The 26721-nt window shown below is 61.4% G+C and carries 24 protein-coding genes; 12 read left to right on the plus strand and 12 right to left on the minus strand.

Annotated features, from left to right (window positions below; genetic code table 11):
* Nucleotides 1-2140: choice-of-anchor G family protein (locus AAZQ98_RS00005; RefSeq protein ID WP_434688984.1), on the minus strand; the 2140-nt coding region annotated here is incomplete at its 3' end.
* 493 nt (nucleotides 2141-2633) lie between these two features.
* Here AAZQ98_RS00005 and AAZQ98_RS00010 point away from each other — a divergent pair.
* Nucleotides 2634-3299, plus strand: coding sequence for a LuxR C-terminal-related transcriptional regulator (locus tag AAZQ98_RS00010; protein ID WP_434688985.1), 666 nt, complete (start codon nucleotides 2634-2636; stop codon nucleotides 3297-3299).
* A 17-nt stretch (nucleotides 3300-3316) separates the two neighbouring features.
* Here AAZQ98_RS00010 and AAZQ98_RS00015 read toward each other — a convergent pair whose 3' ends face one another.
* The 3 genes from AAZQ98_RS00015 to AAZQ98_RS00025 form a co-directional block, all read right to left on the minus strand.
* Nucleotides 3317-4030 (minus strand): SH3 domain-containing protein, encoded by a 714-nt coding sequence (locus AAZQ98_RS00015; RefSeq protein WP_434688986.1) that lies wholly within the window; start codon nucleotides 4028-4030, stop codon nucleotides 3317-3319.
* 100 nt (nucleotides 4031-4130) lie between these two features.
* Nucleotides 4131-4631: a ferritin gene (locus AAZQ98_RS00020; RefSeq protein WP_133834868.1), complete on the minus strand. Its 501-nt coding sequence runs from the start codon at nucleotides 4629-4631 to the stop codon at nucleotides 4131-4133.
* A 145-nt stretch (nucleotides 4632-4776) separates the two neighbouring features.
* Nucleotides 4777-7221, minus strand: a complete 2445-nt coding sequence (locus tag AAZQ98_RS00025) for a Tex family protein (protein WP_434690080.1) — start codon at nucleotides 7219-7221, stop codon at nucleotides 4777-4779.
* A gap of 129 nt (nucleotides 7222-7350) precedes the next feature.
* On the opposite strand from AAZQ98_RS00025, the gene AAZQ98_RS00030 reads away from it, so the two are divergent.
* Both AAZQ98_RS00030 and AAZQ98_RS00035 read left to right on the plus strand, forming a co-directional pair.
* Nucleotides 7351-7647 carry a hypothetical protein gene (locus tag AAZQ98_RS00030; RefSeq protein ID WP_434688987.1) on the plus strand — a complete coding sequence of 99 codons (297 nt, stop codon included), beginning with the start codon at nucleotides 7351-7353 and terminating at the stop codon, nucleotides 7645-7647.
* 43 nt (nucleotides 7648-7690) lie between these two features.
* On the plus strand, nucleotides 7691-8101 hold the full coding sequence (locus AAZQ98_RS00035; protein ID WP_434688988.1) for an RNA-binding S4 domain-containing protein: 411 nt from the start codon (nucleotides 7691-7693) through the stop codon (nucleotides 8099-8101).
* Here the strand turns inward: AAZQ98_RS00035 and AAZQ98_RS00040 are convergent.
* On the minus strand, nucleotides 8098-10047 hold the full coding sequence (locus AAZQ98_RS00040) for a prolyl oligopeptidase family serine peptidase (RefSeq protein WP_434688989.1): 1950 nt from the start codon (nucleotides 10045-10047) through the stop codon (nucleotides 8098-8100). The two genes, AAZQ98_RS00035 and AAZQ98_RS00040, sit on opposite strands and share 4 nt — an antisense overlap.
* Before the next feature lie 75 nt (nucleotides 10048-10122).
* On the opposite strand from AAZQ98_RS00040, the gene AAZQ98_RS00045 reads away from it, so the two are divergent.
* Nucleotides 10123-10662 (plus strand): DUF1697 domain-containing protein, encoded by a 540-nt coding sequence (locus tag AAZQ98_RS00045; RefSeq protein WP_434688990.1) that lies wholly within the window; start codon nucleotides 10123-10125, stop codon nucleotides 10660-10662.
* Nucleotides 10663-10721: 59 nt separating this feature from the next.
* Nucleotides 10722-11378 (plus strand): trimeric intracellular cation channel family protein, encoded by a 657-nt coding sequence (locus tag AAZQ98_RS00050; protein ID WP_105658855.1) that lies wholly within the window; start codon nucleotides 10722-10724, stop codon nucleotides 11376-11378.
* Here AAZQ98_RS00050 and AAZQ98_RS00055 read toward each other — a convergent pair.
* Both AAZQ98_RS00055 and AAZQ98_RS00060 read right to left on the minus strand, forming a co-directional pair.
* Nucleotides 11375-12631 carry an MFS transporter gene (locus tag AAZQ98_RS00055; protein ID WP_434688991.1) on the minus strand — a complete coding sequence of 419 codons (1257 nt, stop codon included), beginning with the start codon at nucleotides 12629-12631 and terminating at the stop codon, nucleotides 11375-11377. The genes AAZQ98_RS00050 and AAZQ98_RS00055 overlap by 4 nt on opposite strands.
* A gap of 17 nt (nucleotides 12632-12648) precedes the next feature.
* Nucleotides 12649-13203, minus strand: a complete 555-nt coding sequence (locus AAZQ98_RS00060) for a TetR/AcrR family transcriptional regulator (RefSeq protein WP_434688993.1) — start codon at nucleotides 13201-13203, stop codon at nucleotides 12649-12651.
* A gap of 134 nt (nucleotides 13204-13337) precedes the next feature.
* Between AAZQ98_RS00060 and AAZQ98_RS00065 the strand changes: the two genes are divergently transcribed.
* The 3 genes from AAZQ98_RS00065 (at nucleotide 13338) to AAZQ98_RS00075 (ending at nucleotide 16472) form a co-directional block, all read left to right on the plus strand.
* Nucleotides 13338-14855 (plus strand): MFS transporter, encoded by a 1518-nt coding sequence (locus AAZQ98_RS00065; RefSeq protein WP_434688994.1) that lies wholly within the window; start codon nucleotides 13338-13340, stop codon nucleotides 14853-14855.
* Nucleotides 14856-15149: 294 nt separating this feature from the next.
* Complete coding sequence (locus AAZQ98_RS00070; protein WP_013349999.1) at nucleotides 15150-15353, plus strand: cold-shock protein; 204 nt, start codon at nucleotides 15150-15152, stop codon at nucleotides 15351-15353.
* Between the two features lie 126 nt (nucleotides 15354-15479).
* Nucleotides 15480-16472 carry an LLM class flavin-dependent oxidoreductase gene (locus AAZQ98_RS00075; RefSeq protein WP_105658859.1) on the plus strand — a complete coding sequence of 331 codons (993 nt, stop codon included), beginning with the start codon at nucleotides 15480-15482 and terminating at the stop codon, nucleotides 16470-16472.
* On the opposite strand, the gene AAZQ98_RS00080 is transcribed toward AAZQ98_RS00075, so the two are convergent.
* Together AAZQ98_RS00080 and AAZQ98_RS00085 are read right to left on the minus strand one after the other, a co-directional pair.
* Nucleotides 16459-16941 carry a hypothetical protein gene (locus AAZQ98_RS00080; protein ID WP_105658860.1) on the minus strand — a complete coding sequence of 161 codons (483 nt, stop codon included), beginning with the start codon at nucleotides 16939-16941 and terminating at the stop codon, nucleotides 16459-16461. The two genes, AAZQ98_RS00075 and AAZQ98_RS00080, sit on opposite strands and share 14 nt — an antisense overlap.
* A gap of 21 nt (nucleotides 16942-16962) precedes the next feature.
* Nucleotides 16963-18201, minus strand: a complete 1239-nt coding sequence (locus AAZQ98_RS00085) for an MFS transporter (protein ID WP_434690082.1) — start codon at nucleotides 18199-18201, stop codon at nucleotides 16963-16965.
* 243 nt (nucleotides 18202-18444) lie between these two features.
* Here AAZQ98_RS00085 and AAZQ98_RS00090 point away from each other — a divergent pair, with 243 nt between their 5' ends.
* The 4 genes from AAZQ98_RS00090 (at nucleotide 18445) to AAZQ98_RS00105 (ending at nucleotide 21396) form a co-directional block, all read left to right on the plus strand.
* Entirely contained in the window at nucleotides 18445-18921 is a 477-nt protein-coding gene (locus tag AAZQ98_RS00090) for an Lrp/AsnC family transcriptional regulator (RefSeq protein ID WP_133834920.1), read from the plus strand.
* A gap of 135 nt (nucleotides 18922-19056) precedes the next feature.
* Nucleotides 19057-19320: a hypothetical protein gene (locus AAZQ98_RS00095; protein ID WP_105658861.1), complete on the plus strand. Its 264-nt coding sequence runs from the start codon at nucleotides 19057-19059 to the stop codon at nucleotides 19318-19320.
* A gap of 46 nt (nucleotides 19321-19366) precedes the next feature.
* Nucleotides 19367-20272 (plus strand): LysR family transcriptional regulator, encoded by a 906-nt coding sequence (locus AAZQ98_RS00100; RefSeq protein ID WP_105658862.1) that lies wholly within the window; start codon nucleotides 19367-19369, stop codon nucleotides 20270-20272.
* Nucleotides 20273-20331: 59 nt separating this feature from the next.
* Nucleotides 20332-21396: an enoyl-CoA hydratase/isomerase family protein gene (locus tag AAZQ98_RS00105; RefSeq protein WP_434688997.1), complete on the plus strand. Its 1065-nt coding sequence runs from the start codon at nucleotides 20332-20334 to the stop codon at nucleotides 21394-21396.
* Here the strand turns inward: AAZQ98_RS00105 and AAZQ98_RS00110 are convergent.
* The 3 genes from AAZQ98_RS00110 to AAZQ98_RS00120 are packed head-to-tail and all read right to left on the minus strand — an operon-like array spanning nucleotide 21393 to nucleotide 26719.
* Nucleotides 21393-23159 carry an FMN-binding glutamate synthase family protein gene (locus tag AAZQ98_RS00110; RefSeq protein WP_434688998.1) on the minus strand — a complete coding sequence of 589 codons (1767 nt, stop codon included), beginning with the start codon at nucleotides 23157-23159 and terminating at the stop codon, nucleotides 21393-21395. The genes AAZQ98_RS00105 and AAZQ98_RS00110 overlap by 4 nt on opposite strands.
* 60 nt (nucleotides 23160-23219) lie before the next feature.
* Entirely contained in the window at nucleotides 23220-24980 is a 1761-nt protein-coding gene (locus tag AAZQ98_RS00115) for an amino acid ABC transporter ATP-binding/permease protein (protein ID WP_434689000.1), read from the minus strand.
* Nucleotides 24980-26719, minus strand: a complete 1740-nt coding sequence (locus tag AAZQ98_RS00120) for an ABC transporter ATP-binding protein/permease (protein WP_434689002.1) — start codon at nucleotides 26717-26719, stop codon at nucleotides 24980-24982. Before AAZQ98_RS00120 ends, AAZQ98_RS00115 begins: the two co-directional genes overlap by 1 nt.
* Nucleotides 26720-26721: the final 2 nt, after the last annotated feature.

Genomic DNA, 26721 nt, shown 5'->3' on the forward strand with positions numbered 1-26721 from the left:
CGTTATCCGCAGTGTTCACATCGGTGTTCGCATCGGTGTTCGCGTCAGTATTCGCATCCGTGTTGGCATCGGTGTTCGCATCAGCGTTATCCGCAGTGTTCACATCGGTGTTCGCATCGGTGTTCGCGTCAGTATTCGCATCCGTGTTGGCATCGGTGTTCGCATCAGCGTTATCCGCAGTGTTCACATCGGTGTTCGCATCGGTGTTCGCATCGGTGTTCGCGTCCGTGTTATCTGCAGTATTCTCATCACTGTTCTCAACTACCACGAAGCTCACGGAATCGGTTGATTCGTTCTCGTCTGTTGCAGTAGCTGTGTGGTCACCGGCTGGCATGTTAGGGAACGTGACAGCCCAGTTTCCGTCTCCGTCAACAGTGGTCACCTGATCATCCTGGCCCGGAATCGAGACAGTTACCTCGGTGCCAGTCTCACCGGTACCCGTCACCTCAACGGGGCCAACAGGAAGTACATCACCGTCGACCGGAGTCAGGATATCGACTACGGCCACTGCAGGCGCTTCATCAAGGGCCTTGATCGACGAAGATCCAAGATCAACACCGACACCACCAGCGATACCTGGTAATACATCAACTGCCAGTGCACGAACAGTGAAGCTGTCGGTTCCAAGGTCACCCACGGCGGGTTGCTCATTAATGGTGATGGCAACGACCTCTGACAGTACTGGATTCAGCGCTTCGTCAAGCAGACGACTAACAATTGGCTGGATTGCATCCATAACAGTAGGCTGCAGATCATCAAGAACAGTATCTATTGCCGGTTGCAACGCTTCACCGATGCCACTAACAAGACCAGTTAGAGCATCAGTAATTGGATCCAGAACTGTACCCACGGGAATTCCAGCAACATTAATACCGCTAACGTCGATGAGGTCCGTGCTGTTGTGCCCTTCCATACCTAGGAATCCGCCGAGGGTTCCGCTGACAGTCACCGGTGCATCCACGAGCAGAAGAACTTCTGCCTGAATGTCAACAGTCAGCTCGACATCGTAAATTCCCTCAGTAATCACTCCGGAAATCTTTGAGAGAAGCGAATTCTCTCCGGAACCGGTCAAAGCCTCGGTCACACCAGCCAGAATGGCGTTGACAGTGTCGCCGCTTAGAACCTCAGTATTCGGTTCCAAATCATTGAGGTTGGTTGCACCCGGCTGCCCATCTACGACGAACTCAGCCAAATCTACATGGATCGTGCCATTTGCAAGATCTAGGACTACGCTGCCCGACTCATTGGATACCGGGCTGGCAAGCAACTCCGCACTAATTGCGGAGATAAGTGGTGTCGCATTTATGGATAGGTCGTTTAGTTGAGCATTGGCGAGAGGTACCAAAACGGAGCCCAAAGAGTCAATAGTATCGACGACTCCTGAGACCAGAGTTTCGATTGTTCCACCCGTACCGATCAGACCGTTGATAGGTGTAATGAGATCGTTGACTAGGCCGTCAACTTCTCCCACAATCCCGCCGACTAGCGGCGAAGTCACGTCAAGCTGAAGGTCAGCTACACCGTATTCAGATTCAACAACGCCTTCTGTTTCCGTAGCCGTCGAGCCAAGCGCACCTAGCGTAATTGAAGCCTCGCTCAGAACTTCATCGACCAGCTCGTCGGATATAACCTGCGACAGCAGATCAGTCAGGTTGAGCTTTGATGGGTCAATGCCGTTACCTGGATCCCCATCAACATTCAAAGCGCCGTTTTCACCGAGAATACCGGCAGAAGCGGTGGAGGTGATTTCGGATTCCGAAATCGCGTAACTAGACAACGCGCCGAGGTTGCCCAAATGTAGCAATCCGGGTTCAGCATCCGATCCCTTAATCAGCGGCAGGTCCAAAGTACCCACGTTAAGCCCGAGGGTCTTCAACAGCTCAACGTCGATGTCGTTGCCATTTTCACCGACGTTATCTGGGAACTCGGAGTCCGCCTTGGCGCTTCCAACTACATCAAGGCCCAAGCCTTCAACGAAGATGCCATGACCGTGTGCGGCAGAGACTGCGCCCGTCTCCACAGTGTCTGCCATTGCTGGAGGAGCACAGAGCAGTGAGCCGAACACAACTGCTGCAGTCGTACCCAGGGCGACAGTGCCCGCCCCCTTCTTTCGACTTAGTGCGGGGTTTTTTTGATTCATCACAGTAATCTGTCCCGTTACCTTCCGATGGTTGTAACCTTCTCAAGTGCGTCGACCTATTGGTCACCAGGCCGTAGGACCGTAGACCACCGTTTAAGGTGCCGAGCGCGAAGAACGCACGGGTGCACGATCTCCATGTTTGACTCTACGGTTGATGAACCTCGGCTCACAGGTTTCTTTCAGTCATTTCTTTGCATACTCAGGTCAAATTTCTTAGCCACGCGGTCAGAATCGATGGCCAGCAGGTAATACTGAGCAGTAATTTAACTTCTTGCCATTAGAGAAAATAATGCATTTACAACAGCTGACCTGAAAATTTACCCAAACAGTGATGTAACAATATGACAACAACGCCGCAATGCTATCTGTCAAGCCAAGGGATTTGACTAGTTGGCCATAGACTGTGAATCACCTGCTAGCTATCCCCAACTCAGGATGCATTGAGAAGGATTGGCCAGGACAGTACCAGTTCGTAGTGATGGAGGATTCTTGTATGTCGCATATCCGTATTCATCTGGCTGATAGTGACCATTTCTCACGGGCCGGGATTGCTGGCGTCTTAGCCGAGGCCAGCGACATGATGATCGAGCATGTTTCGGATTGCATGTCCGAGGCCGTTCAAGCTGCAACCGAGTTGGAGCCGGACCTCGTCATCCTGGAATCGTCGCTGAATGGGACGGATCTATTCTCCTCGATCCGCGAAATCTCCGAGAGCGCACCGAATACCAAGATCGTGGTGTTGGCTACCCGATACCAGCGGGACGATATCGCCAAGGCCTACGATGCTGGCAGCTCGGGGCTGATCTCGAAAAGCTCCATCAGCGCGGAACTGCCCAGCGCACTGCGCATGCTCGCTGCAGGCTACCAACTTTTTGCCCAGCCGTCGGACGGTTGGGAATCGACCGCGAAAATCGTGCGCCGCTCAGACCAGCAATCCGTTGTACGCAAGCTCAGCGAACGCGATCGGAGCCTGGTGCGCCTGGTAGCAGCCGGGCTCACCAATTCTCAGATCGCCCGTATCGCTCACATCTCCGAGGGCTCGGTGAAGCTCCACTTGGCGCGCATCATGGAGGAACTAAGCGTCACCAATCGTGTGCAACTGGCAGTAGTGGCTACAGAATCCGGATTGGTTTCGTCTGCGGATCTGCAGATCGCCTGAAACAGAATCGAATCTGGTCAGTACACCGTACGAAGCTGGCTGGCAGGGATCCACATTTCTTCGCCATCGCGGTCAATCTGCCGCCACGCGCCCTGGCGCGCGACGATGACCACGGCCGTGTCTGCTGGGAGAATCCGCACTAGCGAGTAATGGTCGCCAGGACCGCGTCTCGCGTTCAATCCGATAGTGGTCAGTGCCCGCTGGTTGGGAACGGCGATCAGCCCGCCCTTGGCTGGACGGGACGGAATCTCCTGCAAGTACATGCTGGGAACCCAGCCCAGCAATTTGCCGCACTGCACCTGGGACCATAATCCCTGCTGGAGCATCGAGCGGACCTTGGACCCCTGGTCAATGACCTTGAGCACCGGATACCCAGTGCCGCTGCCATTGCGCAGATTCAACGTTGCCGTCGTGGCATGGGTGGCTTCGATCAATGAATAGCGTGAAAGAACTGGCTCGGCCAGCTCGTCATCGTCTTCGGCAACTACCGGCTCGTCAAAGACCGCCGGGATCGCTTCAAGATAGATATTCGGCAGCCAACCGTAGATCTGGTGCACGAGAACATGCGCCCACGAGCCGTTGACCTCAATCAGGACCAGCTCTGTGCCGTGCTCCAAATGGCTCTGCACTACGTAGTGGCGGCCGGCGCCCTTGCGCAGCTTGAGCGAGGCAGTCGTCCGGTGGGTATTGGCAATGGACGACGTCCGAGCCGACTGATGTGGATAGCCCACCTGGTTCACAACCACCTCAAATGAAAAAACTTAGGGAAGCAACCACCGGTTGCTTCCCTAAGTTTATTCCATTTTTAGAAGATGCGTGCCTCGCCGCCTCTTAGGATGCGGAAGAGCGCGAGCCGAGCTCTGCATCCAGTCGCAGCAGGCCGCTTCCATCGTTGCCGATCATCCTGACGCGATCCAGGATTTCACCAACGGTGGCTTCCTCTTCAACCTGCTCATCGATGAACCAGTGCAGCAGCGGCAGGGAGTCGATGTCGCCCTCGGTCTGCGCCAAACGGTACAGCTCGCGAATCGCTCCGGAGACCTTCTGCTCGTGGGCCAAGGAAGCTGCGAAGGCATCTGCAACGCTGTTCACATTCACAGTCGGGGCAGGCTGCTCGCCAATCTTCGGGTGGGCCGAGCGGTCGGTCATGTGGGTCATGAACTTTTCCGCGTGCACGATTTCCTCGCCGGCCTGGGCGCGGAACCAGCCAGCAATGCCGGGAAGGCTCAATACGTCCATTTCAACTGCCAGCTGACGGTAAACCGTTGCTGCGGTTAGTTCGAGAGTTACCTGGGTGCTGAAGGCTTCTGCCAGTTTTCCTGTAAGTTCCATGTCATCAGACTAAACCTGTTTTCCCACCTTGTCACCGAAGTTCGGACTCACTTAGTCAAACCTGAATTAGGGAATCATCCCAAGTTGGGATCGAGTTAATGTAGCCGATACTAACCTAACTTAGGCATGCCGATACGCTGCTTAACTACTTGCCCAGTCCTGCTCTGCGCAGCGCCTCGGCCATCGCGGTGTTGCCCGGTGCAGCCGGTTTGCCCTGCGCGGGCTGGGCCTTGCGGTTCTGCCCAGAGCGGTTCTGCCCAGTGCGGTTCTGGCCCGAGCGCGCCGAACGGCCAGCTCCCGGTCCCTTGCGTTCGCCTGGTCCGGAGTTCCTGGCCTCCGCGCCAGCAGCAGGCAGTTCGTCATCCAGCCGCAGAGTCAGCGAAATGCGCTTGCGCACGGTATCCACTTCAAGCACCTTGACCTTGACAATCTGGCCGGAACTGACCACTTCGCGAGGGTCCGAAATGAACTTGCTGCTCATGGCCGAGACGTGGATCAGGCCGTCCTGGTGGACGCCCAGGTCCACGAACGCACCGAAGGCGGCAACGTTGGAGACGGTGCCTTCCATGATCATCCCCGGCTTGACGTCCTTGATGGTCTCGACGCCTTCCTTGAGCGTGGCCGTCACGAATTCGCCACGGGGGTCGCGGGCAGGGCGGCGCAGCTCGGCAATCACGTCACGAATGGTTGGCTCGCCAAATTGGTCCGTGGCGAAGTCCTGCGGGTTCAGCTCTTCAAGCCGGCGGCCCTGCGCCTCGGCGCTGCTCTGCAGGGTCTTGGCCAGTACATAAGCTTCGGGGTGCACCGAGGAAGCATCGAGTTTTTCCTTGCCGCCGGTAATGCGCAAGAAGCCCGCGCACTGTTCAAAGGCCTTGGCTCCCAGACGCGGTACCTTCAGCAGATCCTTGCGGGTAGCGAAAGGGCCGTTGGCGTTACGGTGATCCACGATGTTGCGGCTCAGCAGCGGTCCCACGCCGGCTACCCGGGCCAGCAAGGCCGGGGATGCGGTATTCACGTCGACGCCTACGGCATTCACGCAGTCCTCGACCACCGCATCCAGCGCGCGGTCCAGCTTCGAGGCAGTGACATCGTGCTGGTATTGGCCCACGCCGATGGACTTCGGATCGATCTTCACCAGCTCGGCCAGCGGGTCCTGCAAGCGGCGGGCGATCGATACCGCGCCGCGCAGCGACACATCCATATCCGGCAATTCCTGGCTGGCCAGCTCGGAGGCCGAGTAGACCGAAGCGCCGGCTTCCGAGACGATGACCTTGCTGACGCCCTCGCCGCCAAGCATCTTGATGACCTCGGCAGCTAGACGGTCTGTTTCGCGCCCCGCAGTGCCGTTGCCTACCGCAATCAGCGTGGTGCCGTGCTTCTGGGCTAGCTTGGCCAGTACCGCGATGGATTCATTCCATTTATTGGCTGGCGCATGGGGATAGATCGTTGCCGTTTCCACCGATTGGCCGGTCAGGTCCACCACTGCAACCTTCACACCGGTGCGCAGGCCCGGGTCCAAGCCCAGCACGGCCTTGTTGCCGGCAGGCGCCGCCAGCAGCACATCGCGCAGGTTCGCCGCGAAAATCTTCACCGATTCATCTTCAGCGGCTTCGAACAGGCGTGAGCGCAAGTCTGATTCAAAGCGGGTCAGCAGGCGGGCTTTCCACGCCAAACGCACAGTCTGCGCAATCCATTTGGCAGCAGGCGCACCGGTGGGAACGTTCAGCCCCAGGGAGGAGGCGATAGCGTTTTCGTAGGCGCTGCGCGCTTCGTCCAAGGCCTGTTCGTCGCGTGGATCAGCTTCAGCGAGCTGCAGATTCAGCACGCCTTCGCGTTCACCGCGCAACAGGGCCAGGACCCGGTGTGATGGCAAGCGATCAAGTGGTGCCACATAGTCCAGGTAATCGGAGTACTTTCCCTGGCCCTCTGCGGTGGCGCCCGAGGCGACGCTGGCACCGATCTTGCCGCTGTTCCACAGGCGTTCTCGCAGTTCGCCGGCGAGAACGACATCCTGGGATACGCGCTCAGTCACGATGGAACGCGCTCCGGAAAGCGCATCTGCGTCGGTGGCAAATCCTGCATCCGGGTTCAGGTAGTCGGCAGCCGCCTGCACCGGATCCGTCATTGGGTCCGCGAGCAGCAGATCTGCCAAGGGTTCAAGGCCTGCCTCGCGGGCAATCTGGGCCTTGGTGCGGCGCTTGGATTTGAATGGCAAGTACAGGTCTTCGAGTTCCGCCTTGGTGCTGGCGGCGCGAATCGCTTCGGCAAGCTGGTCGGTCAGCTTGCCGGCTTCGGCGATGGCTTCCAGTACAGCTGCGCGGCGGTCTTCCAATTCACGCAGGTAGCGCAACCGTTCTTCGAGCAGGCGCAGCTGGCTGTCGCTGAGCATGCCGGTAACCTCTTTGCGGTAACGGGCAATAAAGGGAACGGTGGATCCGGAGTCCAGGAGCTCGATCGCTGCCTTGATCTGCCAGGGGGCTACCGCGGATTCCTCGGAGAGTTCCCGGGCCAGTTGGGCAATGATTTGCTGCCCCGTTGCGCTGTCATTTGCGGTGTTCTTCTGCTCGCTAGTCACCGATCCATTGTGCATCATGCCATCCGATCTTCAGATGATCGACTCGGTTGGCATTCAGCAGAAACTCAATCTCCATGGCTATGATTTATTGTTATGGGGATTGAGAAAGTTCGAAAGGCAACAGCGCTCGTTGCGATTTCGTGTATGGCTCTATTGAGCACCGGATGCGCATTTGTTGAAGACACCGCGGCCGACGCGGCTAACCAGCTGACCGATGCAGCGTCCAAGGAAATCGTGCGCCAAGCCTGCGCACCGGTCCAGGACGGCACCATCGACGCTAGCGAACTTCGTGTCCTCTCGTCCATTGTGAAATCGGTCCAGGGCGGTGGCCTGCCGCAAGACTTGGTCGATGTGCTCCAGGAGCTCGCAAATTCAGGAGACCAAGCACCCGAAGCGCTGCAGCAGCGCCTGATCGGGATTTGCGACGAGGCTGCGGTTTAGCAGCTTCAGCGGCACTAGCCATCCGCTGATCTAGAATTTTCCCATGGTCGAAATTCCAAGAAGCGGCAAAGTACGTCTCGATGCGTGGCTGTGGTCAGTACGCATCTACAAGACCCGTTCGTCCGCGACCACTGCCTGCCGTGCCGGACATGTTCGCTTGAACGGCGATCCGGTGAAGGCTTCGCAAACCGTTGTCTCCGGTGATCGCATCCGTGTGCGCAAAGACGGTTTCGACCGCGAGCTGGAAGTCAGCGGGCTGATTTCCAAGCGCGTCGGCGCGCCGGTTGCCGCAAAATGCTACATCGACCACACCCCGCCGCGCGAACGCCTGGTCATTCCCCAGGTGCCGATCCGCGAACGCGGCGCCGGCCGGCCCACCAAGAAGGACCGCCGCGAAATGGATCGCTTGCGGGATTCCTGGCAGGCCCCGGGTCCAGGTCCTGATTTGTCCTAGGACAGCACGATCGCCGGAACGTCCGACTGGAATTCGAAGACCTGCGCGTAGAAGGCCAATGAGCTTTCCAACGCCTTGATGATGTTCTCCGACTTCCTGAAGCCGTGCTGTTCTCCTTCGAAGAGGATGTAGGCATGGGCAATGCCGCGTTCGGCCAGCGCGTCCGCCACGATCTGGGACTGCGCCGGCGGCACCACCTTGTCTTCATCCCCCTGCAACAGCAATACGGGGCAGGAAATCTTCGCCACGTGGTTGATTGGCGCGCGCTTCTCGTAGAGATCAGCAGCTTCCGGGTACGGTCCGACCAACGTGAACATGTACTGCGATTCGAAGTCGTGAGTGTCCTGCACCAGGCCCACCAGATCCGAAACACCGTAGCGGCTGATGCCCGCGGTGAAGGCATTGGAGAAGGTCAGCGCGCACAGCACGGTCCACCCGCCGGCGCTGCCGCCTTCGATGCCGATGCGTGCGGGGTCGGCAATGCCCTGCGCTACCAGCGCGTTGACCACCGCGACGGTATCGGCAACATCGACTACGCCCCAGGAGCCGCGCAGGCGGTTGCGGTACTCGCGGCCATAGCCGGTGGAGCCGCCGTAGTTCACGTCGACTACCCCGATCCCGCGCGAGGTGTAAAAGGCAACCGCGGCACTGAGCGTCGGGGAAGCCTGGCTGGTCGGGCCGCCGTGCACGAAGGTGACGAAGGGCGGCAGTTCGCCCTCCATCCCTGAGTAGCCTTCCTGGGAAGGCCGGTAGAGCAACGCGTGGACGGACTGTCCGGCGAGGTTCTTGCACTCGAACTCTTCAACCTCCGGAAGCACCGCTGGATCCGGCAGCTGCGCGATCGCACGGGTCACCGGGTGGTGCTCCAAGGTGTCGAGGTTGATCAAGGTAATTTCTTCGCCCTGGGTCATCGAGGACGTGCCGGCGAGCAGCCACCCGTCACGCAGCGCGAACGGGCGGATGCCGGTGAATGGCAGCGCGAGGTCTTCCAATCCCCCGGTGTCCGCGTGCAGGCGTGCCAGCTTGGTGGTGCCGGTGCCGTAGGAGCACAGCAGGGTGCGGGCGCTTTCTGCCAGGTACCATCGTGTGCCCACCTGCCAGAGCGGGCCGGCGAATTCTGCGGCACGGTCAACCAGCCGGGTGGTGCGCGCCGAGCTGTCCTGGTAGAGGTAGGGGTTCCACCAGCCACTGGCATCGGAGATGAACGCCAACTGGTCATCATCGAGCCATTCCGGCTGCATGACCGAGACTTCTGCTCCACCGGCAATGACGGTGTCCTCCAGTACGCCTTCTTCGGCGAAATCAGCCAGATGCAGCTCGGTGGAGTCCCACGGCATATTCGGATGTTCCCAGCTGATCCAGGACAGCCGGGTTCCCGCGGGGTTCAGCCGTGGCGCGGCAACGAATCGCGCCGGAGCGCTGAGGATGCGGATCTTGCCCGGGTCCTCGGCTGCGCTGCCATCCAGGGGGATTTGCACGATGTGGCGTACCGGCTCTGCCCGCAGGTCTTCCATGATCGCCAGGATGCTGCCTTCTGGACCCGGGGTGAATTCGGCGAAGCGCAGCTGCGGGTCTGCGTCGGCTACGCTGGCGGGGGTCAGGGCCGCGGCATCGTGCTCCCCGACAGTTTGCCGGTAAACCCTCTGGTCAGCGAAGTTCGCAAAGACAATGGCCGGGGTGCCGCCCTCGATGAGCATCCAGCTGGAGCCACCGTATTCGTGGACCCGGGAGCGCACGTTGAATGGTGCTTGGATGAGCTCTGCACCGGCAGTGCCGTCGGTGGCGTATTCCATGAGCGTGATGCGCCCGCCTTCGGCAGGACGGCCTTCCTGGACAATGAGCTTTCCCGAGAAGAAGCAGGCTCCGCCCAGCGGCTTGGTTCCGGCAGCGACGTCATGCGCGGAAATCGATGATGGCCATGATCCAAAGGGTAAGTGCGTAGGCATATTCTTGATCCTAGCGATCTTTATGATTCATAACGACCCTCGACAAGCATCAATCCGATGCGCTTGGATTGATCCATGACTAGATACGCCGTATTCCTGCGCGGGGTGAATGTCGGTGGGGTCAAGGTCCTGATGAAGGACCTGGCCCAGCTGCTTCTCGCTGCTGGTTTCACCGACGTGAAAACGCTTTTGGCCAGCGGCAATGCGGTGCTCAGCGCATCCAGTTCTGATCCGTTGGAAGTCCAGGAGCACTGCAATGCGGTTCTGGCCGGGCACTACCAGCGGCCGATTCCCACGCTTGTCTGCACCGTCGCGGAAATCGAGCAGCTGTCCCAGCCCTTCCCGCTGCCCTTGCCCGATCCGGCCAGCGAACACCATGGCTACTTCACGCTCTGCGAATCGGCTGAGGATGCCCAAGCGGTGGGCGCCGCTATCCAGGGACTCGCTGGGCCAGGAGCCTACCTGGTCCAGGGCCGTGCCGTAGCGTGGATTGTCCGCAAGGGCGAAAGCACCGCGAATCCCATCGGGAAGCTCATGGCCGCACAGGCAAAGCAACGCATTGTGACGACCCGTAACCACAACACCCTGGTCAAGCTCGCCAAGATTCTTGGCTGAGCTCGCCGGTGAGCAATAATTGAGCCTTGACCCACTGATTGACCTGCAAAAGGCCCGGAATGTACATCCTGATCGAGCTCATTGGCATTTTCTTCTTCGCCGTCGCGGGTTCATTGATGGCCGCTCGCCGTGGCTTCGATCTGCTCGGTTCGGCCTTCCTCGGCGGGGTCTGCGGATTGGGCGGCGGAGTGGTGCGGGATTTGATTCTGAATCAGTCCCCGGCGACTTTCGCTCATCCGGTCTACTTTGTGCCTCCGGTGCTCGCGGCGCTGTGCGTCTACGCGTTTACCCCCGCGGTGCAGAAGCTGCACCGCCTGGTCCAGCTATTCGACGCGGCAGGCCTGGGCCTGTTCTGCGTCACCGGTACGCTCAAGGCCCTGGAACACGACTTCAATCCGGTCACCGCGGTCCTGCTTGGTGTCATCACCAGCGTAGGCGGCGGCTTGATGCGCGATGTCATTTCCAACGTCACCCCGGATTTGTTCAACCCGCGCGATATCTACGCGTTGGCCGCCATGGTGGGTGCCGCGCTCACCGCCGTGGCCTGGCATCTGGGGCTGATGAACGTTCCGGTGGGCGCCGGCATTGCCGCCTTGGCTTTTGCCATCCGCGTGGCTTCCATCCGCTTCGGCTGGTCGGTCCCGTTGGCCGCGGGCCATTGGCATCGCTCCCGCCCCACGCCACCGTCCAGCGAGGGTCCGCAGCGCCACTTCTAGTCGATGCGCTCGAGCTTGCCCAGGGCCTCGGTGCCTGGCGAATCGTCTTCGATGGTGCGCGGCGGGTTGATGATGATCGCCCCGACCAGCATCACGATGACGCAGCCGCCGAGCATCGAAAAGGCCGCACCCCATGAATCGGTGGCTTTCTGCACCACGCCGAAGAGCATGGGAACCACCGCGGCACCGGCATAGCCAAGGCCCTGGGCGAAGCCCGAGAGCACGCCTGAACCGTAGGTTGTGCGCGAGCGCAGGTTCATCATCAGCAGGGCAATGGCGAAGGTGCCCTGCCCGAGGCCGGCCAGGCAGATCCACAGCGCAGTGTTCTGGGTTGGCGACAGATAGATGCCAAGGTGCCCGGCAATCCAGCACGAGGTGAAGACCAGGACTGCAATGATCGGGTGCTTCAGCCGAGGCACCCAGAGCGGAACCAGCAGGCTGACCGGCAGGCCGAGGATCGCGAAGAGCGCCAGCATGTTGCCCGCTGCCATTTCGTCGAGGCCGCGGTTCTGCAGGTAGGGCGGAAGCCAGGTGAAGTAGACGTAGGTCTGCGCCGAGTTGCCGGCCAGGAAAATTGCCAGGCCCCAAGCCACTTTGGACTTCCAGGGGTTGATCTTGGCGATAGGTTGCGGATGCCCGCTGGCGTGGACCGGGTTATCCGGGCGCTGTGTCCCGCGGTCGGCAAGCAGCTGCACCAGCCATGGCACCAGCACGATGCCCGACAGGGCGGCCCAGGAACCAATGGAGATCTTCCAGTCGCTGAGATTGGCCAGTGGAACAGAGAACTGGGGGGCCATCCAGGTGCCGATGGCCAGCATCGTGACATAGCCGCTGGTGACCATGCCGATACGGTCAGGGAAGTACTTCTTGACCAATGGCGGCAGCACCACGTTGCCCATGCCGTAGCCGGCCAAGGTGATGATGGACAGGGCGAGGAAGGAGTAGACCTCGGGCATGAAGATCCGGGCGACCTGGCCGATGACAGCTAGGCCCAGCGAGATCATCAGGGTTTTTTCCAGGCCGAAAGCCTTGATCAGCCGCGGAGTGAGCAGGCCGAAGACTGCGAAAGCAATGGGCGCGAGCATCGCCAGCAGGCCGGTGGTGAACTCGGTGAACGCGATATCCGCTTCAATGCGGGAGAGCAATGGGGATACTGACACCACTGCGGCGCGCAGTGACAGTGCCAGCAGCAGGATGCCAAGCAGCGCTCCAACTCGTCCTCTGATTGGAGAAGCAACGCTCTTGTTCTTCATTGATTTCTACCTGCCCGCTATTCGTTGAGGTTTCCCAACTTTTTTATTCTCGAGACCAACTCTAGTAAGCGATTGAGCTCGCCATCAAAATTGCGCTCGTACCAAGTCCCGGGCAGGGCCAGGTTCGCGTAGAGCCCCTCGCCGGCGAGCATCACCAGATGCGCGATGTCCTTGCTGCCGACTTCATCCAGAATGCACCGGAACCAGCGCTCATTGGTGCTCTCGATTTTTTCCGTCGCGGCTTTGACCCCGGCCTGGGCCAGGCGTTGCAGGGCCACCAGGTGCCGATCCAATTCGGTATCGACTTCCGCGCTGGTGCGCACGTAATAAACGGACGCCCCTTCCGCTGAGGTGCGCATCCCCTCGACATCACGGGCGACATGTTCTTCCGCGGCCTCGATGACCGCGTCCGCCAGCGCATCCTTGGAGGCGAAGTGGTAGAGCAGCCCGCCCTTGGAGACTCCGGCGCGTGCGGCCGTGGCATCCAGCGTGGCTGCCCGCTCCCCCTCTTCGCACAAGAGCGCGATATAGGCGTCAAGCACTTTGCCGCGGGCGGCAGGTGGGCGAGCCATAGTTCTCCGTTCCAAGGTGTAGTTCGTGATCGATCTGACTTTACCAACAATTGTAACTATACCGTCTAGACGGTACAGTTAACAATTGCGGGCAAATCTCCGCGCATTCCACTACCTATCCAAGGGCGAACGTCATGACCTCGAATATCTCCGAACGCGTTACAGTGCTCAGCAAGCCGCGCCGTTGGGCGGCACTGGTGGTCCTGCTGTTCCCTGTCCTGCTCATTTCCGTCGACAACACCGTGCTCTCCTTCGCGGTCCCGGCAATCACCGGAGCCCTGTCCCCCTCGGGGAACCAGCTGCTGTGGATTATCGACATCTACCCGCTGATCCTGGCCGGGCTGCTGGTCCCCATGGGATCACTGGGCGACCGCATCGGCCGGCGCAAGCTGCTGCTGATCGGCGCGACCGGCTTCGCGCTGGTTTCCGCCCTCGCCGCTTTCGCCACGGATGCCACCCAGCTGGTGGCAGCCCGTGCCCTGCTTGGCGTCTTCGGCGCAATGCTCATGCCGGCCACGTTGTCCTTGATCCGCAATATCTTCCCGGACGATACCGAACGCCGGACCGCCATTGCGGTGTGGGCGGCGGCCTTCTCCGGCGGTGCGGTGCTTGGCCCCATTGTCGGCGGCGTGCTGCTCGAGCACTTCTGGTGGGGCTCGGTCTTCCTGATGGCCGTGCCAATGCTCCTGCCCCTGCTGATCGGCGGCATGATCCTTGTCCCCGAATCCAAGGACCCGAACCCGGGCCGCGTGGATCCGTTCTCGATCCTGCTGGTGGTCTTCACCCTCCTGCCTTTTGTCTACGCCATCAAGACCGCGGTAACTGCCCCGTGGTACTTCTCGGCCGCGGCCATCGTCCTGGCCATTGTCTGCGGCGCGGCTTTCGTACGCCGGCAGCTCAAGGCCGAACAGCCGATGCTCGATGTCCGCTTGTTCACCAACGCACTGTTCTCTGGCGCGTTGATGGTCAACCTGATCGGCATCTTCTCCCTGGTGGGCTTCATCTACTTCGTCTCCCAGCATCTGCAGCTCATTGCAGGATTCTCCCCGCTGGTGGCGGGACTGTGGATGACCCCGGGCCTGGTGCTGACCATGGGCTTCGGATTGCTCTCGGTGGCGCTCTCGCGCCGATTCGGCACGCCGAACATCATGGCCATCGGCCTGATCCTCTCCGCGGTCGCCTACCTGCTGGTGATCCTCGCCGGGGAGGGATCGAATTCCTTCCTGCTCATGACCGCATTTGCTGTTCTCGGTACCGGAATCGGCATGACCGAGACCTTGTCCAATGACATGGTGCTCTCCGCAGTCCCGGCTTCCAAGGCCGGCGCGGCATCGGCGATCTCGGAAACCGCCTACGAAGTGGGCTCGGTACTGGGCATTGCAGTGCTGGGTACCATCCTGAATACGGTCTACACCTCGCGGTTGCTCGCGCCCGGCTCGCTGACCGACGCCCAGCTGCAAACTGCCGGCGAGACCTTGGGCGGAGCGCACCAGGTCGCCGCCGATTTGAGTGCCGCCGACGCGCAAGCGCTGCTGGGCTCCGCAGCCATGGCCTTCGACCACGGAGTCCTGCTGACTTCCGGCATCGCCGCGGCGTTGTCCCTGATCGCTGCCGTGGTCGTATTCCGCGTCATCAAACCGGCATTTCGGTGAACTCGGCTCACCGCTTAACCAAATTTCTGATTAATTGGTTCAAAGTTATTCATTTGTCGTCACCAAACACGTAGGCTAGGCAATGTAGTTCCAAAGTAATTCGCGAAGTACCCGTTAGAAGTTTGTGAATGTCGTACCACCTCGGTTGACGCGAGCCCCCTTCTAGACGTGAAGTGAATGACTTGGCTGCTTCGCATTATCCGTCTTCCATCCTGGAATTCGGAGGATGCGCAGATTACAACCAAGCTCGCCAACTAAACCGGCGAGAAACGTCTGAAAGGACCAAATAAGAAAATGGCAACCGGAATCGTCAAGTGGTTCAACGCTGAAAAGGGCTTCGGCTTCATCGCTCCAGACAGCGGCGATCCAGACGTCTTTGCACACTTCTCTGCAATCCAGACCCAGGGTTTCCGCACCCTGGACGAGGGCCAGAAGGTGGAGTTCGAAGTTGTTGAGGGTCCAAAGGGTCTGCAGGCTGCAGACATTCGCGCTCTCTAAAGAAGGTCTTTGGCGCTAACGCCAGACTTAGCCAGGGAACGGCTATCCGCACTGCGGATAGCCGTTCCTTGCGTTTGAGGCGGAAGTTACTGGAATACTTCCCGTACGCCACCGGTTGTACCCAGTGTGAAGCTATCTATTCTGGATCTTGCTCCGGTTGAACCCGGAACAACTATTTCCGACTCTTTCAAGTCCTCCGTCCGCTTGGCGCAAACTGCAGAACGCCATGGGTATGAACGCGTCTGGTACGCGGAACACCACAATATGCCCACCATTGCTTCCAGCGCGACCTCGTTGCTGATCAGCCACATAGCCCACCACACCGAGAAGATTCGCCTCGGCTCAGGCGGCATCATGCTGCCGAACCACTCCCCTCTGGTGATCGCCGAGCAGTTCGGCACGCTGGCCGAAATCTACGGCGACCGCATCGATTTGGGCTTGGGCCGTGCACCGGGTACCGACATGACCACCCTGCGTGCCTTGCGCCGCGACCCGTCGGCCGCCGATTCCTTCCCGCACGATGTGCTGGAGCTGCAGGCCTATCTCGCCGGCGAATCCAGGGTTCCTACCGTTCAGGCGACCCCGGGAGCAGGAACCAACGTTCCGCTGTACATCCTGGGTTCCTCGCTCTTCGGTGCCAAGCTCGCCGCCCAGCTGGGACTGCCGTATTCCTTCGCCTCGCATTTCGCACCGGCTGCGCTGCATGAAGCGATCCGCATCTACCGCGAGGAGTTCACCCCCTCAGAGCAACTGGCTGAACCGTATGTCATTGCCGGCGTAGGCGTGCTGGCTGCGGAAACGGCTGAACGAGCGCATGAACTGCTGGACGTTGCCAAGCGCCATCGCGTGGCAAGCTTCATCGGCCGTTCCGCGAAGAAGGAATTCACCGAAGCGGAGATCGATATGCTCATGGATACCCCGCAGGCGCAGCAGATCCTGGACATGATGCGCTACACCGCGGTGGGCACCGGAGAACAGGTTGCCGAATACCTGCGCCACTTCGCCTCGGCAGCGCAGGCAGATGAACTGATCACCATCCATTACCCCACCGAGGAGCACGCTCGACTCGAATCGGTGATGATTACCGCCGAGGCCTGCCAGCTGGCTAGCGCCCGGTAATTCTGATCCAGCGCTTGGCTGCCATCAGCAGCAGCGCAACCAAAGCGAGGGTCAAGCAGAATTCCACGCCAATATAGGCGTAATGCCATAGCGATCCGCCATCGGAGACTCCTGCAAGCACCGCATCGGTACGCGCAGAGAGGCCCGGGCGGATCGCTGCGGTTTTAATCAGCAGCAATAGGCCGACCAGCCCTACGCCCCAGCCCCAGGCCTTGCCGGCAGCGCGCTTGGCCGAACCGGCCACCAGGGCAATGAAGAAGATGATCTCGACCATGTTCATGGCGAAGAAGACGCGGCGTCCAATGCCCAGTCCCAGAGGAATGGTGATTCCGGGTGCGGTGAATTTCAGTGGTGCCTCGATGAATGAAATGCCGATGATCAGGCCGAGCCACAGTGCAGGAATGTAGATGCGTGCAGCCACGGCCCACTGTGCGCCGCGGCTAGCAGGCGCTGGAAGAGGACTAGTCATGCCTCCACAGTACGCCCGGTTCTAGCGTGCTTTGCGCAGTCCTGCCAGTGCCCAGACGGCTAGCACTGCCGCCACCACGGCGCAGCCGATGGAGAAGACCAGGATGCTTTGCTGCTGCCCGAAGACCCCGACGGCCCAGCCCAGCGCGATGACTGGGACAGCACTGCCCAGGTAGGTCACCAGGTATATGGTGGACACGGTTTGGGCGTGCTGCTTGTCGTTGACCGCGTCCACCGCTTGAGCGAAGGCAGTGCGGAAAGCCATGCCCTGGCCCAGGCCCACGAAAACCAATGCCGCGATGGCCCATGCCAGCTGGCGATGCTCGGCAGCTACGGCCAGCACTACGGTGGAGGCCGCCATCAATCCCAGACCGATAGGCAGCAAGGCCTTGCCGCCGCGCACGACCAGCTGCGACAGGGCGGATATGCCCAATGGCAGGCCGGCAATCAGGCCAATGACCAGCACCGAATCCAGGCCGAAGGCCTGGGCGAAGTAGCCCGGTGCCAAGGACAGCACGAAGCCGAAGATGGCGAAGCTCAAGAAGCCAACGAGGGCAGCGAGCCAGAACGGTGCCCGGGCCGAACTGGGGACGCCCAAGCGGCGTGGGGCCAGGGCCTTGCTTCGCTGTCCGCGCTCAGCCAGCGCAATGGCCGGACGGGCCTGCAGTGTGCTCAATGGGACCAGGACCAGCAGCAGCAAGAACGCCTGCACCATGAACACGGTAGTGCGCCCGCCAGGCAGATGAGCCAGCAGCCCGCCCAAGACCGGTCCGAAGGCGACACCGCCCGATGAGGCCAAGAGGGTGAAGCGCGAAGCCCACGCAGGCCGCGCAGGAAGAAGTTCACGCAGGGCCGCGGCGCTAGCACCGGTAGCCAGCGCGACACCGGCGCCCTGCAAACCACGGCCAAGGCACAGTTCCAGAAGGTTGCCGGCCGATCCGAAGACCAGGGTTCCAGCGAAGGAAACAACGACCGCGATCACCAGCGCCGCCCGGCGTCCGATATGATCCGACCAATGCCCCACGGTGGAAAGGAAGAGCATCAGCGAACAGACGTAGCTGGCAAAGGCCACGGTGGTTCCCATGGCGCCAAGGTGCAATTCGGATTGGAGTGCCGGATACAGCGGGGTGGCCAGGTTGGCGCCGACCAGCAGCAGGAAACTGACGGACACGGTGATCACCAGTCGAGCGGTCAGCCCGGGGTTCCAGGAGAGTACGCGATGGTTCATTGGCTGCATGCGCAGCTCGCTGATAACCGACAAATTCACTCCCGGGATCAAAGTGGTCCAGACCAGCTGGGCACGAAGAATGCCCAGAAAGAGTTTTTACCGGTGGGGCCACTCGCTGCCCCACCGGTTAGTTGAGCGTTCTGCTTGCGTTTGTCTACTACAACAGAGCGTTCACTCACTAATATCCGCCTGCTGGAAGCAACGAGAGAGATTTCTTGCTAGCATTTGAGCAGATTGTTCAAAATTTTGTCCCCGCAGATAACCCGGAGTGAGCATATAGTGCGATTAGACGATGTAGACCTGAAAGTGCTGCTCGCACTGATCAAGGATCCCCGCATCCAAATCTCTGAACTCGCAGATGAGGTCGGTGTTGCGCGCAACACAGCGCAGTCGCGATTGCGTCGTTTGCAGCGTGCCGAAATCCTTCGCGACGGCGGCCGCGACATCGATCTGAGCAAGCTCGGCTACGACGTCCTGGCCTTCGTGACGTTGGAAGTGAACCACCGCGATCTGGATACCGTGGTCACTGCGCTGCGCCAGATCCCCAGCGTGCTGGAAATCCACGAGACCTCCGGACGTGGCGATCTCTGGGTGCGGCTCATCGCCACCGACACCCACCAGCTGCAATCAGCACTGCGACAGATCCTGCGCGTCAAGGGCGTCACCCGTTCGGAAACAACCTTCGCGCTCCATACGCACCTGGCCTACCGTGCCGCTCCCCTGCTGGAGCACTATGCCGAACATGACCACTGAGAAGTCATTCACTGTCAGCTGCAGAAAACAAGTCTTTCGTTTCCCGGAGCAGCGTCCTACTCTGGTGATACGAGAAGTCACGAGGTAAATCCCCGGCTTCCGGCGGATCCCTCGTATTCGACGAAGGAGTACGCAATGACGAAGGATTTCGACACCACAGAATTTGCGCCGGAGTTCGGCAACGACATCTACGAACCGGATGACGGACGCGATTCCCAGGCTTATGAGGGCTCAAGCGACATGCCGGAAACCATGCGCAACCTCGACCCGCTGGCACAGCGCAATTACCTCTACGACGATGATCTGGAAACCGAAGACCAGCTCGACAACGAATTCGCCGCAGACGATGACGACGACGAGGAAAGCACAGAGCTTGTTGACCTTGAGGACGAACTCTAGGCCGTGGGCTAAGCAAATCTTTGGCTAAAGGCCATAGACTTTAGAAGTGATTAATCCAGTTCATCTGCGCACATTGCTCGAAGTGGTGGCGCATCGTTCCTTTGCCACGGCCGCAACCCGCTTGGGCTACACGGCCAGCGCTGTCTCCCAGCAGATGACAGCGTTGGAGCGAAGCACCGGTACCACGCTGTTCCTGCGCGGCGCACGCTCCATCACCCCGACGCCAGGCGCCCTGCGCATGGTGCGCCATGCCAAACGGGTGCTGACCGACCTCGACGCCCTCATGGCAGACGTCGCCACCATCTCCACCGAAGCTACCGACCTTGAGGAAATCAAGCTTGGCATCTTCCCCTCGCTGGCGACCTACGCGCTGCCGCAGATCCTCAAGGCACCGGATTGGTCCTCCTTGGGCATCAACCTGCGCTTGTGGATCGGTGAACCCCAGCAAACTGTCGCAGGCCTTGGCACCGGCGGCGACCTCGATCTCGCACTGATCTTCCAGGTGGGACCCGGCGGACTGTCGTGGCCAGCGTCCCTGGAGCGCACCTGGTTGGGCGATGACCAGTTCCGGGTAGTGATCCCGGCGTCCTGGCCCATCGCTGAAGACGCCCAGCTGACCGTGGACCAGTTGGCCGAATGGCCATGGATCTTCCACCACCCGGGCACCTCGGATGCCACCTTGATTTCGCGCTTGTTCTCTTCCTACAACATCCACCCGCAGGTGGCTGCCTACTGCGACGACTTCAATGCCTCGCTGAGCCTGGTTTCCTCGGGACTGGGCGCCGCCCTGGTTCCCGATCTGGCCATGGCCAACGCTCCGGAAGGCATCCGCATAGTTGATGCCCCCGAGATTCGCCTGGCCCGCTCCATCTTCGCGTTGAAACCGGAGAATTCCAAGAAGCCGAAGGCCGCGCTGGTATTGGACCGGCTCGCCCAGGTGCTCTCCCGCTGATTCGTTGCGCCGCGGCGCCACGGGTGCCTGCATCCGTCCCAAGAAAGAGGAATGTCCCGGTGGAGAACCAGAACCCTGCATCTTCCAGCGATCGCGTAGTCATCTCGGCCGTGCATGGCCCAATCGGCCATATCGAGCTGAACCGTGCCAGCAAGCTCAATGCGTTGACCCTGGAAATGCTCACCGAGCTGGGCCGGGTGCTGCGTGCGTGGGCCGTGGACCCGTCGATTTCGCTGGTGCTGCTCACCGGCCGCGGCGAACGCGCCTTCTGTGCCGGCGGAGATATCGCCGATTTCCACGCAGCAGTCACCACCGGACGCCATCAGGACTTCGTCGATCTGCTCGCCAGAGAATTCGAACTGGATTACCTGATCTCCACCTATCCCAAGCCCCTGATCACCTTGGCCCATGGCATCACCATGGGTGGGGGCATCGGCTTGGCCTCGCACGCACCGGTGCGCCTGGTGACCGCGAACGCCACCATGGGAATGCCCGAAGCGAAGATCGGCTACACCCCGGATGTGGGAGGCAGCCACCTGCTGGCCAGCGCGCCGGGCCACTTCGGCGAGTTCTTTGCAATGAGTGCGCAGTCCTTCACCGGTGCCGATGCCGTACTTCTCGGTTTTGCCGATGCCGTTGTCACCGAGGACTTCGCCCAGAACATCCTCGATGAGCTCGATGAGCTCGCGGGGCTGAATGCCGGAGAGATCGCGGCTGCTATCGAAGTCATGCACGGTGCGCCCGAGTCCTTCGCCTGGGAACTGGACCGCGGCTGGATCGATCATGCTTTCAGTGCCGCCACCCCGCAGGAAGTCTTGGCACGCTTGGAGCAGATGGTCCATCCTTCGGCGCAGCGTGCCGCGCAGATGCTGGCAGCGAATTCCCCAACCAGCGTAGCCAGCGCGTTCTACAACGTGCGGGCTGCACGCGAAGAACAGGACCTGCGTTCGGCCCTGGACCGCGAACTGCGCCTGGCCCGCTACCTGATGCACCGGGCCGATCTTGCCGAGGGCATCCGTGCCCAGGTCATCGACAAAGACCGCAACCCCACGTGGATTCCGGCTTCGCTGGAGGAAGTGGACCACGAGGCCTTGCGGTCTCTGGCTGCTGATTCTGAAGGCTAGCTGTCAGCTCCCGGCTTGCCTTCTGGCCGGGTGACATCTGCATGCACCGGGCGCACCTTGGCTGAATCCCTGGGCTCGATGCGCGGTGCGTTCACTGCATCGGCTGGTTCGCGAACCACCGACGGGGTGATATCCACGCTCTTGGGCGCCGCGTAGTCCAGCGGTGCGTGCTCGCCGAAATGGTCCGCGTCTGCTTCATCCCAGTCTTCCTTCCAGGAACCTGGAATATCCTCGAGCAGCTCGCCGGGACGCAACCACTGGAACAGCGAGGCGTAGGAGCGAGTGGACTGCAGGTTCACCCGGCGGCGCAGCATCCGGGTGTTCAGCTGCTCCGGGCTGGTCAGTCCCATCGATGCCATGATCTGCGCGCATTCGGTGACGGTCAAGCGATGGTAGTTGTAGACACGGTGGCCCTTGTCTTCCACATCCAGGGCGCGCATCAGGCGCTTGTTCTGCGTGGCTACGCCCACGGGGCAGTGGTTGGTGTGGCACTGCTGGGCCTGGATGCAGCCGGTGGCCATCATCATGGAACGTGCCGAGAAGGTGAAATCCGCTCCCTGGATCAGCCGCTTGATGATGTCGGAACCGTTGGCGACCTTGCCTGCCGCGGCGAGGCGGATTTCGTCGCGCAGTCCGGCACCCACCAAGGTGTTGTGCACCAGCATCAAGCCTTCGGTCAGCGGGGCGCCAACATGGTCCTCGTATTCCAGCGGCGCAGCTCCGGTGCCGCCTTCAGCGCCATCAATGGTGATGAAGTCCACCAGGATGCCGGTTTCCAGCATGCCCTTGCACAGGGCCATGACGTCGGTGCGGGATCCAACGCAGAACTTGATGCCCACTGGCTTGCCGCCGGAGAGTTCGCGAAGCTTCGCTACGAAGTGCATCAATTCGCGCGGGGTGGAGAATTCTGCGTGGCTGGCCGGTGAAATGCAGTCCACGCCCATCGGGACATCGCGGGCCTCGGAGATTTCCGCGGTGACCTTGGCCGCCGGCAGCACGCCGCCGAGCCCGGGCTTGGCGCCCTGGGAGAGCTTGATGGTGATGCCCTTGACTTTTTCATGGTTCGCCTTGGCAGCGAAGGTTTCGGGGTTGAAGCGGCCCTGCTCGGTACGGCAGCCGAAGTAGCCTGAACCGATTTCCCAGAACAGGTCGGCCCCGTATTCCAGGTGGTACTTGGTCAGCCCGCCCTCACCGGTTTCATGGACGAATTCGCCCATCGCGGCGCCCTTGTTCATCGCCAGCACGGCGTTGGCAGAAAGCGAGCCGAAGCTCATCGAGGAGATATTCATCAGCGAAATCTCATAGGGCTGCGAGCACTGGCTGGACCCCACCCGTACGCGGTGCTGCGATGGCACCGGGGCCACCGGAGCTGCCGAATGCAGCAGGTATTCGTGGCCGACTTCATTGACATTCAGCTCCGTGCCGAAAGCCTTATGGCTATCGGCACCCTTGGCCCGCGCATAGATCAGCGAGCGGGTGTCGCGGTTGAAGGGACGGCCGTCGGTATTGCGCTCAATGAAATACTGCTGGATCTCGGGGCGGATGAATTCGAAGAGGTAGCGGGCGTGCCCGACAATCGGGAAGTTACGCAGGATCGCATGCTTCTTTTGCAGCAGGTCCCTGATGCCCAGAAGCACCAGCAAACCGGTGAGCACGACGAGGATCCACCACACCCATTCCCCGGAGGTGCCGGCAAGGATTGCGGTCACCACGAAGCCAGTGAATAGGACAGCCAGGAACAGGAGAACCACTATTCGCATCATGATGCGAGCCTAGTGCCTCCCCGCTGCCTTGTCAGTTCCATCCATTGGGCGGGGCGTGGATCAGCTCGGCAAAATCCGGTCCGCTTCACGCACGGCCATGCGGGAGAACAAGGATTGCCCATCGGCCAATAGCGCTGGCGCCGCACCGCGTTCCAGCACCGCTCCTTCATGGAGCACCAGCACGTTCTGCGCCCGGGACAGGATCGATAGCCGGTGGCTGATCATCAGCACCGCCATCCCTTCACCGCGGCGGCGTTCCACTGCTTCCAGGACCAGCTGCTCGCTGCGTGCATCCAGGGCGCTGGTGGATTCATCGAGGATCAATACCGCGGGGTTGCGCAGCAGCGCCCGGGCCAGGGCCACGCGTTGGCGCTGGCCACCGGAAAGCCGGGCAAAGCGATCCCCCAACCGGGTCTGCAATCCGGCTTTCTGCTGGCGCAGCCAGGAACCCATTCCCAGTTCATCGAGGACCTGCTCCATCTCGGCGTCGCTGATCCCGTCCGCACCCAGCAAGAGGTTCTCGCGCAGCGTGCCGCGGATCATCACCGCCTCTTGGGAGACCAGGATGATCCGGGTGCGCAGCTGCGCCAAGCTTGCGGCCTCCAGCGGCACATCGCCGAAGCTGGCGGTGCCGGCAGCTTCCACCGAGCGCACCAGGGCTGCCGCGACCGAGGATTTGCCGGAGCCGCTTTCGCCCACCAGTGCGAGCAGGGAGCCTGGTTCCAGTTCGAAATCCACGCCGCGAACTACCCGATGGCCCTCGAAGTCAACCGACAGATCCGCCACGCGCAAGGTGCCGGAAGCAGGAAGGGGAACCGGGTTGGCGGGTTCGGAAACCGGATGGCTGGTTATCGCGGTGGCGTACAGCCGGCGAGCGCTGGCCAGCGAATCCTGCAGGCCCAGGATGAACCCGTCTACCGCGCGCACCGCTTCATAGGAAGGGACCAAGGCACAGCACAGCACAATCAGCGTGCCGAACTGCCCGGTAGTTCCCAGCAGGACAAAGAGCGCGAGCAGGCTGCCCCAGACCACCAGCTGGGTCAGCGTGGCCCGTACCGCGCTCACGGTTCCGGCCGAGCGCGCCGCTTGCCGGCTTTCGTGCAGGCTTTCGCGCATCCGCGCCATGACGGGTTTGCCGGCATTGAATCCGTGAATCACGTCGATGCCGGCCAGCGCGTCGGCCAGCAGCTGGTTCTGGGTGCCGCGAGCACTGGCGGTGGCCCGCGCGGTACGGCGCAGGGCGCCAACGCCAATGGCCGGGATGGCCAGCCCGACCAGCACATAGCCGGCGAGCAGCACGAGGGCCGGTTGCATGCCGAATACGGCCCAGGTTCCCCAGGTTGCCAAGCCGCTGACTGCCACTGCCGCCACCGCCGGGGGCAGGGTATGGGCGAAGAACACTTCGACCTTGTCGATGTCGCTGGTGGCCTTGGCGAGCATGCCGCCGGAATTCTTGCTGTCCGCGGCAAAGGGCGCTTGGCGTTCAAATGCCTGGTACATGCGGTTGCGCAGCCGCGCCAGGGACAGGAAGGCCACCCGGTGCCCTACATACTGCTCCAGGTAGCGCACCGCGCCCTTGGCCAGCCCCAGCAGGATGGCCACGGCGATCAGCGCTCCCCACCCAAGGTCCATAGGCAGCTGCGCACCGCCCAGGTGCAAGGCCTTGGCCAGGCCGAACCCGGCCACGGCGTAGATCCCCAGCGAAGCCAGGCGAGTGGCGCAGGCCAGCACGCAGGCCAGCAGCAACGGCGGGAGCAGGTCCTTGGTGCTGCCAATCAGCCAGGCGACGGTTTTGATGGTGGAGATTTTCTGCGTGCGCATTAGTTCCCCTCCCCCAGCTGGCTCCGGCCACTGGCGTGCAGCGCATCAGCGCGTTGGCGGAATCCGTCCATGGCTTCCTTGAGATAGCCGTCGGCGGCCAGCAGCTCGTCACGGCGTCCGGCCTGGATGAGCTGCCCGTGGTCCATGACCAGCACATAGTCGTAGTCGGCCAGCAACCCCAGCCGGTGGGTGACGGTGATGACCGTGGTGCTGCGGTCCAAGGAGCGCAGGGTCCCCAGCACGTCCGCTTCGGTCTGGACGTCCAAGGCGCTGGTGGGCTCATCGAGCAGCAGCACGGGACGCTGCGCCAGCAGGGCGCGGGCCAGCGACAGGCGTTGGGCCTGGCCGCCAGAAAGCCGTGCCCCGCCCTCGCCCAGGCGTTGCGCCAATCCCCCGGGTTGCGCCTCGAACCACGCTCCCATGCCGACCTGGCGCAGCGCCAGGAGCAGTTCGCCGTCGGCAGCCTGGGGCGCACCGAGCAGGAGGTTCTCGCGCAGGCTCATGCCGAAGAGCGTGGCGTGCTGTTCCACCACGGCGGTATTGGCCTTCAAGGTTGCCGGGCCCATGGCTTGCCGGGCATCGCGGATGGTGCCGGAGGAAGCTTCGAGCTGGCCCTGGAGCACGCGCAGCAGCGTCGTCTTGCCGCTGCCCGAGGGGCCGATGATGGCAGTACGCGAACCGGCCGGGAAATGCCAGGAAATTTTGTCCAGCGCGTGGTGCCCGCTGTCGTAGCTGGCGCTGACTTCTTCCAGGATCAGATCGCGGTGGCGCAGGTCCACGTGCAGCGGGTTGGCCATGGAGCGGTGCATGGGGATGTCGGCGACTTCGGCCAGTTTCTTCTCGGCGGCCTTTCCGGTCATCCCGATGTAGAAGAAGCTGCCGACGTAGTTGACCGGGGCGAGCATCAGGAAGCTCAGGATCACCAGGGACAGGGCAGAACCCGGGGTGATGGCCCCGGAGCTGGCGCGCCACCAGGCCAGCAGGGCGGCACTGGCGAGCAGCAGCACGGCGAAGCTGGAATCGATGACCAGCAAGATCAGCTGGTTGCGGGCCAGCAGCTTCATCACTTGCTGGCGTACGCGTTCGGTGGCCTGCTCGATGCGCGATCCCATCCACCGGCTGCCGCCGTTGAGCTTGAGCATGCCCAGCGAGCGCAGTGCGTCCAGGAAGGTCGCCGAGAGGATGCCCTGGGCTCGGCGGTACTCGCCGTTCGAGGAGCCGAAGCGCCGCTGGAAGCCTAGGACGATGACCGGGACCAGCGCGGTGGGAACCAGCAGCACCAGTGCGCTGAGCGGGTCGATGGCAAAGGCGATGAAGCACAGGATCAATACCGGGGTGGCTACCGCGGAGATGGCCGGGCCGATGAAGCTGGAACGGTATTTCACGGACCGTTCCACCGAGTCCATCGCCGCATGGAGCAGCTCCCCGTCGCCGGAGGCGCGCACCGCCAGCGGGCCGATGGACAGATAGTGCTTGAGCAGCTTCGTGCGGTGGTACTCGGTCAGGTCGAGGCTGTTGCGCGAGATCACCACCGGGATCAAGAAGGTGGCAACCGCCATGATCAGCAGTTCGCCGAAGGCGCTGGCATACCATTGGGTGCCCAGCGGGCGATGGGCCATGAGTTCATCCAGGCCTTGGCCCACGACGATCACCAAGCCGGCGGTACCGGCCGCGGCACTGAGGCTCAGTGCCACCACGATGGCTGTTGCAGCCGAAAATATTCCAAAGACCCTACGCACCC

Origin of the sequence: Glutamicibacter sp. Je.9.36 (genome assembly GCF_051129975.1) — a bacterium.
GTDB lineage: Bacteria > Actinomycetota > Actinomycetes > Actinomycetales > Micrococcaceae > Glutamicibacter.

What these genes read in the sequence shown, in the direction of transcription:
- AAZQ98_RS00010 (WP_434688985.1), top strand. Translation starts at nt 2,634, where the DNA reads ATGTCGCATATCCGTATTCATCTGGCTGATAGTGACCATTTCTCACGG.
- AAZQ98_RS00020 (WP_133834868.1), bottom strand. Translation starts at nt 4,631, where the DNA reads ATGGAACTTACAGGAAAACTGGCAGAAGCCTTCAGCACCCAGGTAACT.
- AAZQ98_RS00025 (WP_434690080.1), bottom strand. Translation starts at nt 7,221, where the DNA reads ATGCACAATGGATCGGTGACTAGCGAGCAGAAGAACACCGCAAATGAC.
- AAZQ98_RS00030 (WP_434688987.1), top strand. Translation starts at nt 7,351, where the DNA reads ATGGCTCTATTGAGCACCGGATGCGCATTTGTTGAAGACACCGCGGCC.
- AAZQ98_RS00035 (WP_434688988.1), top strand. Translation starts at nt 7,691, where the DNA reads ATGGTCGAAATTCCAAGAAGCGGCAAAGTACGTCTCGATGCGTGGCTG.
- AAZQ98_RS00040 (WP_434688989.1), bottom strand. Translation starts at nt 10,047, where the DNA reads ATGCCTACGCACTTACCCTTTGGATCATGGCCATCATCGATTTCCGCG.
- AAZQ98_RS00045 (WP_434688990.1), top strand. Translation starts at nt 10,123, where the DNA reads ATGACTAGATACGCCGTATTCCTGCGCGGGGTGAATGTCGGTGGGGTC.
- AAZQ98_RS00050 (WP_105658855.1), top strand. Translation starts at nt 10,722, where the DNA reads ATGTACATCCTGATCGAGCTCATTGGCATTTTCTTCTTCGCCGTCGCG.
- AAZQ98_RS00055 (WP_434688991.1), bottom strand. Translation starts at nt 12,631, where the DNA reads ATGAAGAACAAGAGCGTTGCTTCTCCAATCAGAGGACGAGTTGGAGCG.
- AAZQ98_RS00060 (WP_434688993.1), bottom strand. Translation starts at nt 13,203, where the DNA reads ATGGCTCGCCCACCTGCCGCCCGCGGCAAAGTGCTTGACGCCTATATC.
- AAZQ98_RS00065 (WP_434688994.1), top strand. Translation starts at nt 13,338, where the DNA reads ATGACCTCGAATATCTCCGAACGCGTTACAGTGCTCAGCAAGCCGCGC.
- AAZQ98_RS00070 (WP_013349999.1), top strand. Translation starts at nt 15,150, where the DNA reads ATGGCAACCGGAATCGTCAAGTGGTTCAACGCTGAAAAGGGCTTCGGC.
- AAZQ98_RS00080 (WP_105658860.1), bottom strand. Translation starts at nt 16,941, where the DNA reads ATGACTAGTCCTCTTCCAGCGCCTGCTAGCCGCGGCGCACAGTGGGCC.
- AAZQ98_RS00095 (WP_105658861.1), top strand. Translation starts at nt 19,057, where the DNA reads ATGACGAAGGATTTCGACACCACAGAATTTGCGCCGGAGTTCGGCAAC.
- AAZQ98_RS00110 (WP_434688998.1), bottom strand. Translation starts at nt 23,159, where the DNA reads ATGATGCGAATAGTGGTTCTCCTGTTCCTGGCTGTCCTATTCACTGGC.
- AAZQ98_RS00115 (WP_434689000.1), bottom strand. Translation starts at nt 24,980, where the DNA reads ATGCGCACGCAGAAAATCTCCACCATCAAAACCGTCGCCTGGCTGATT.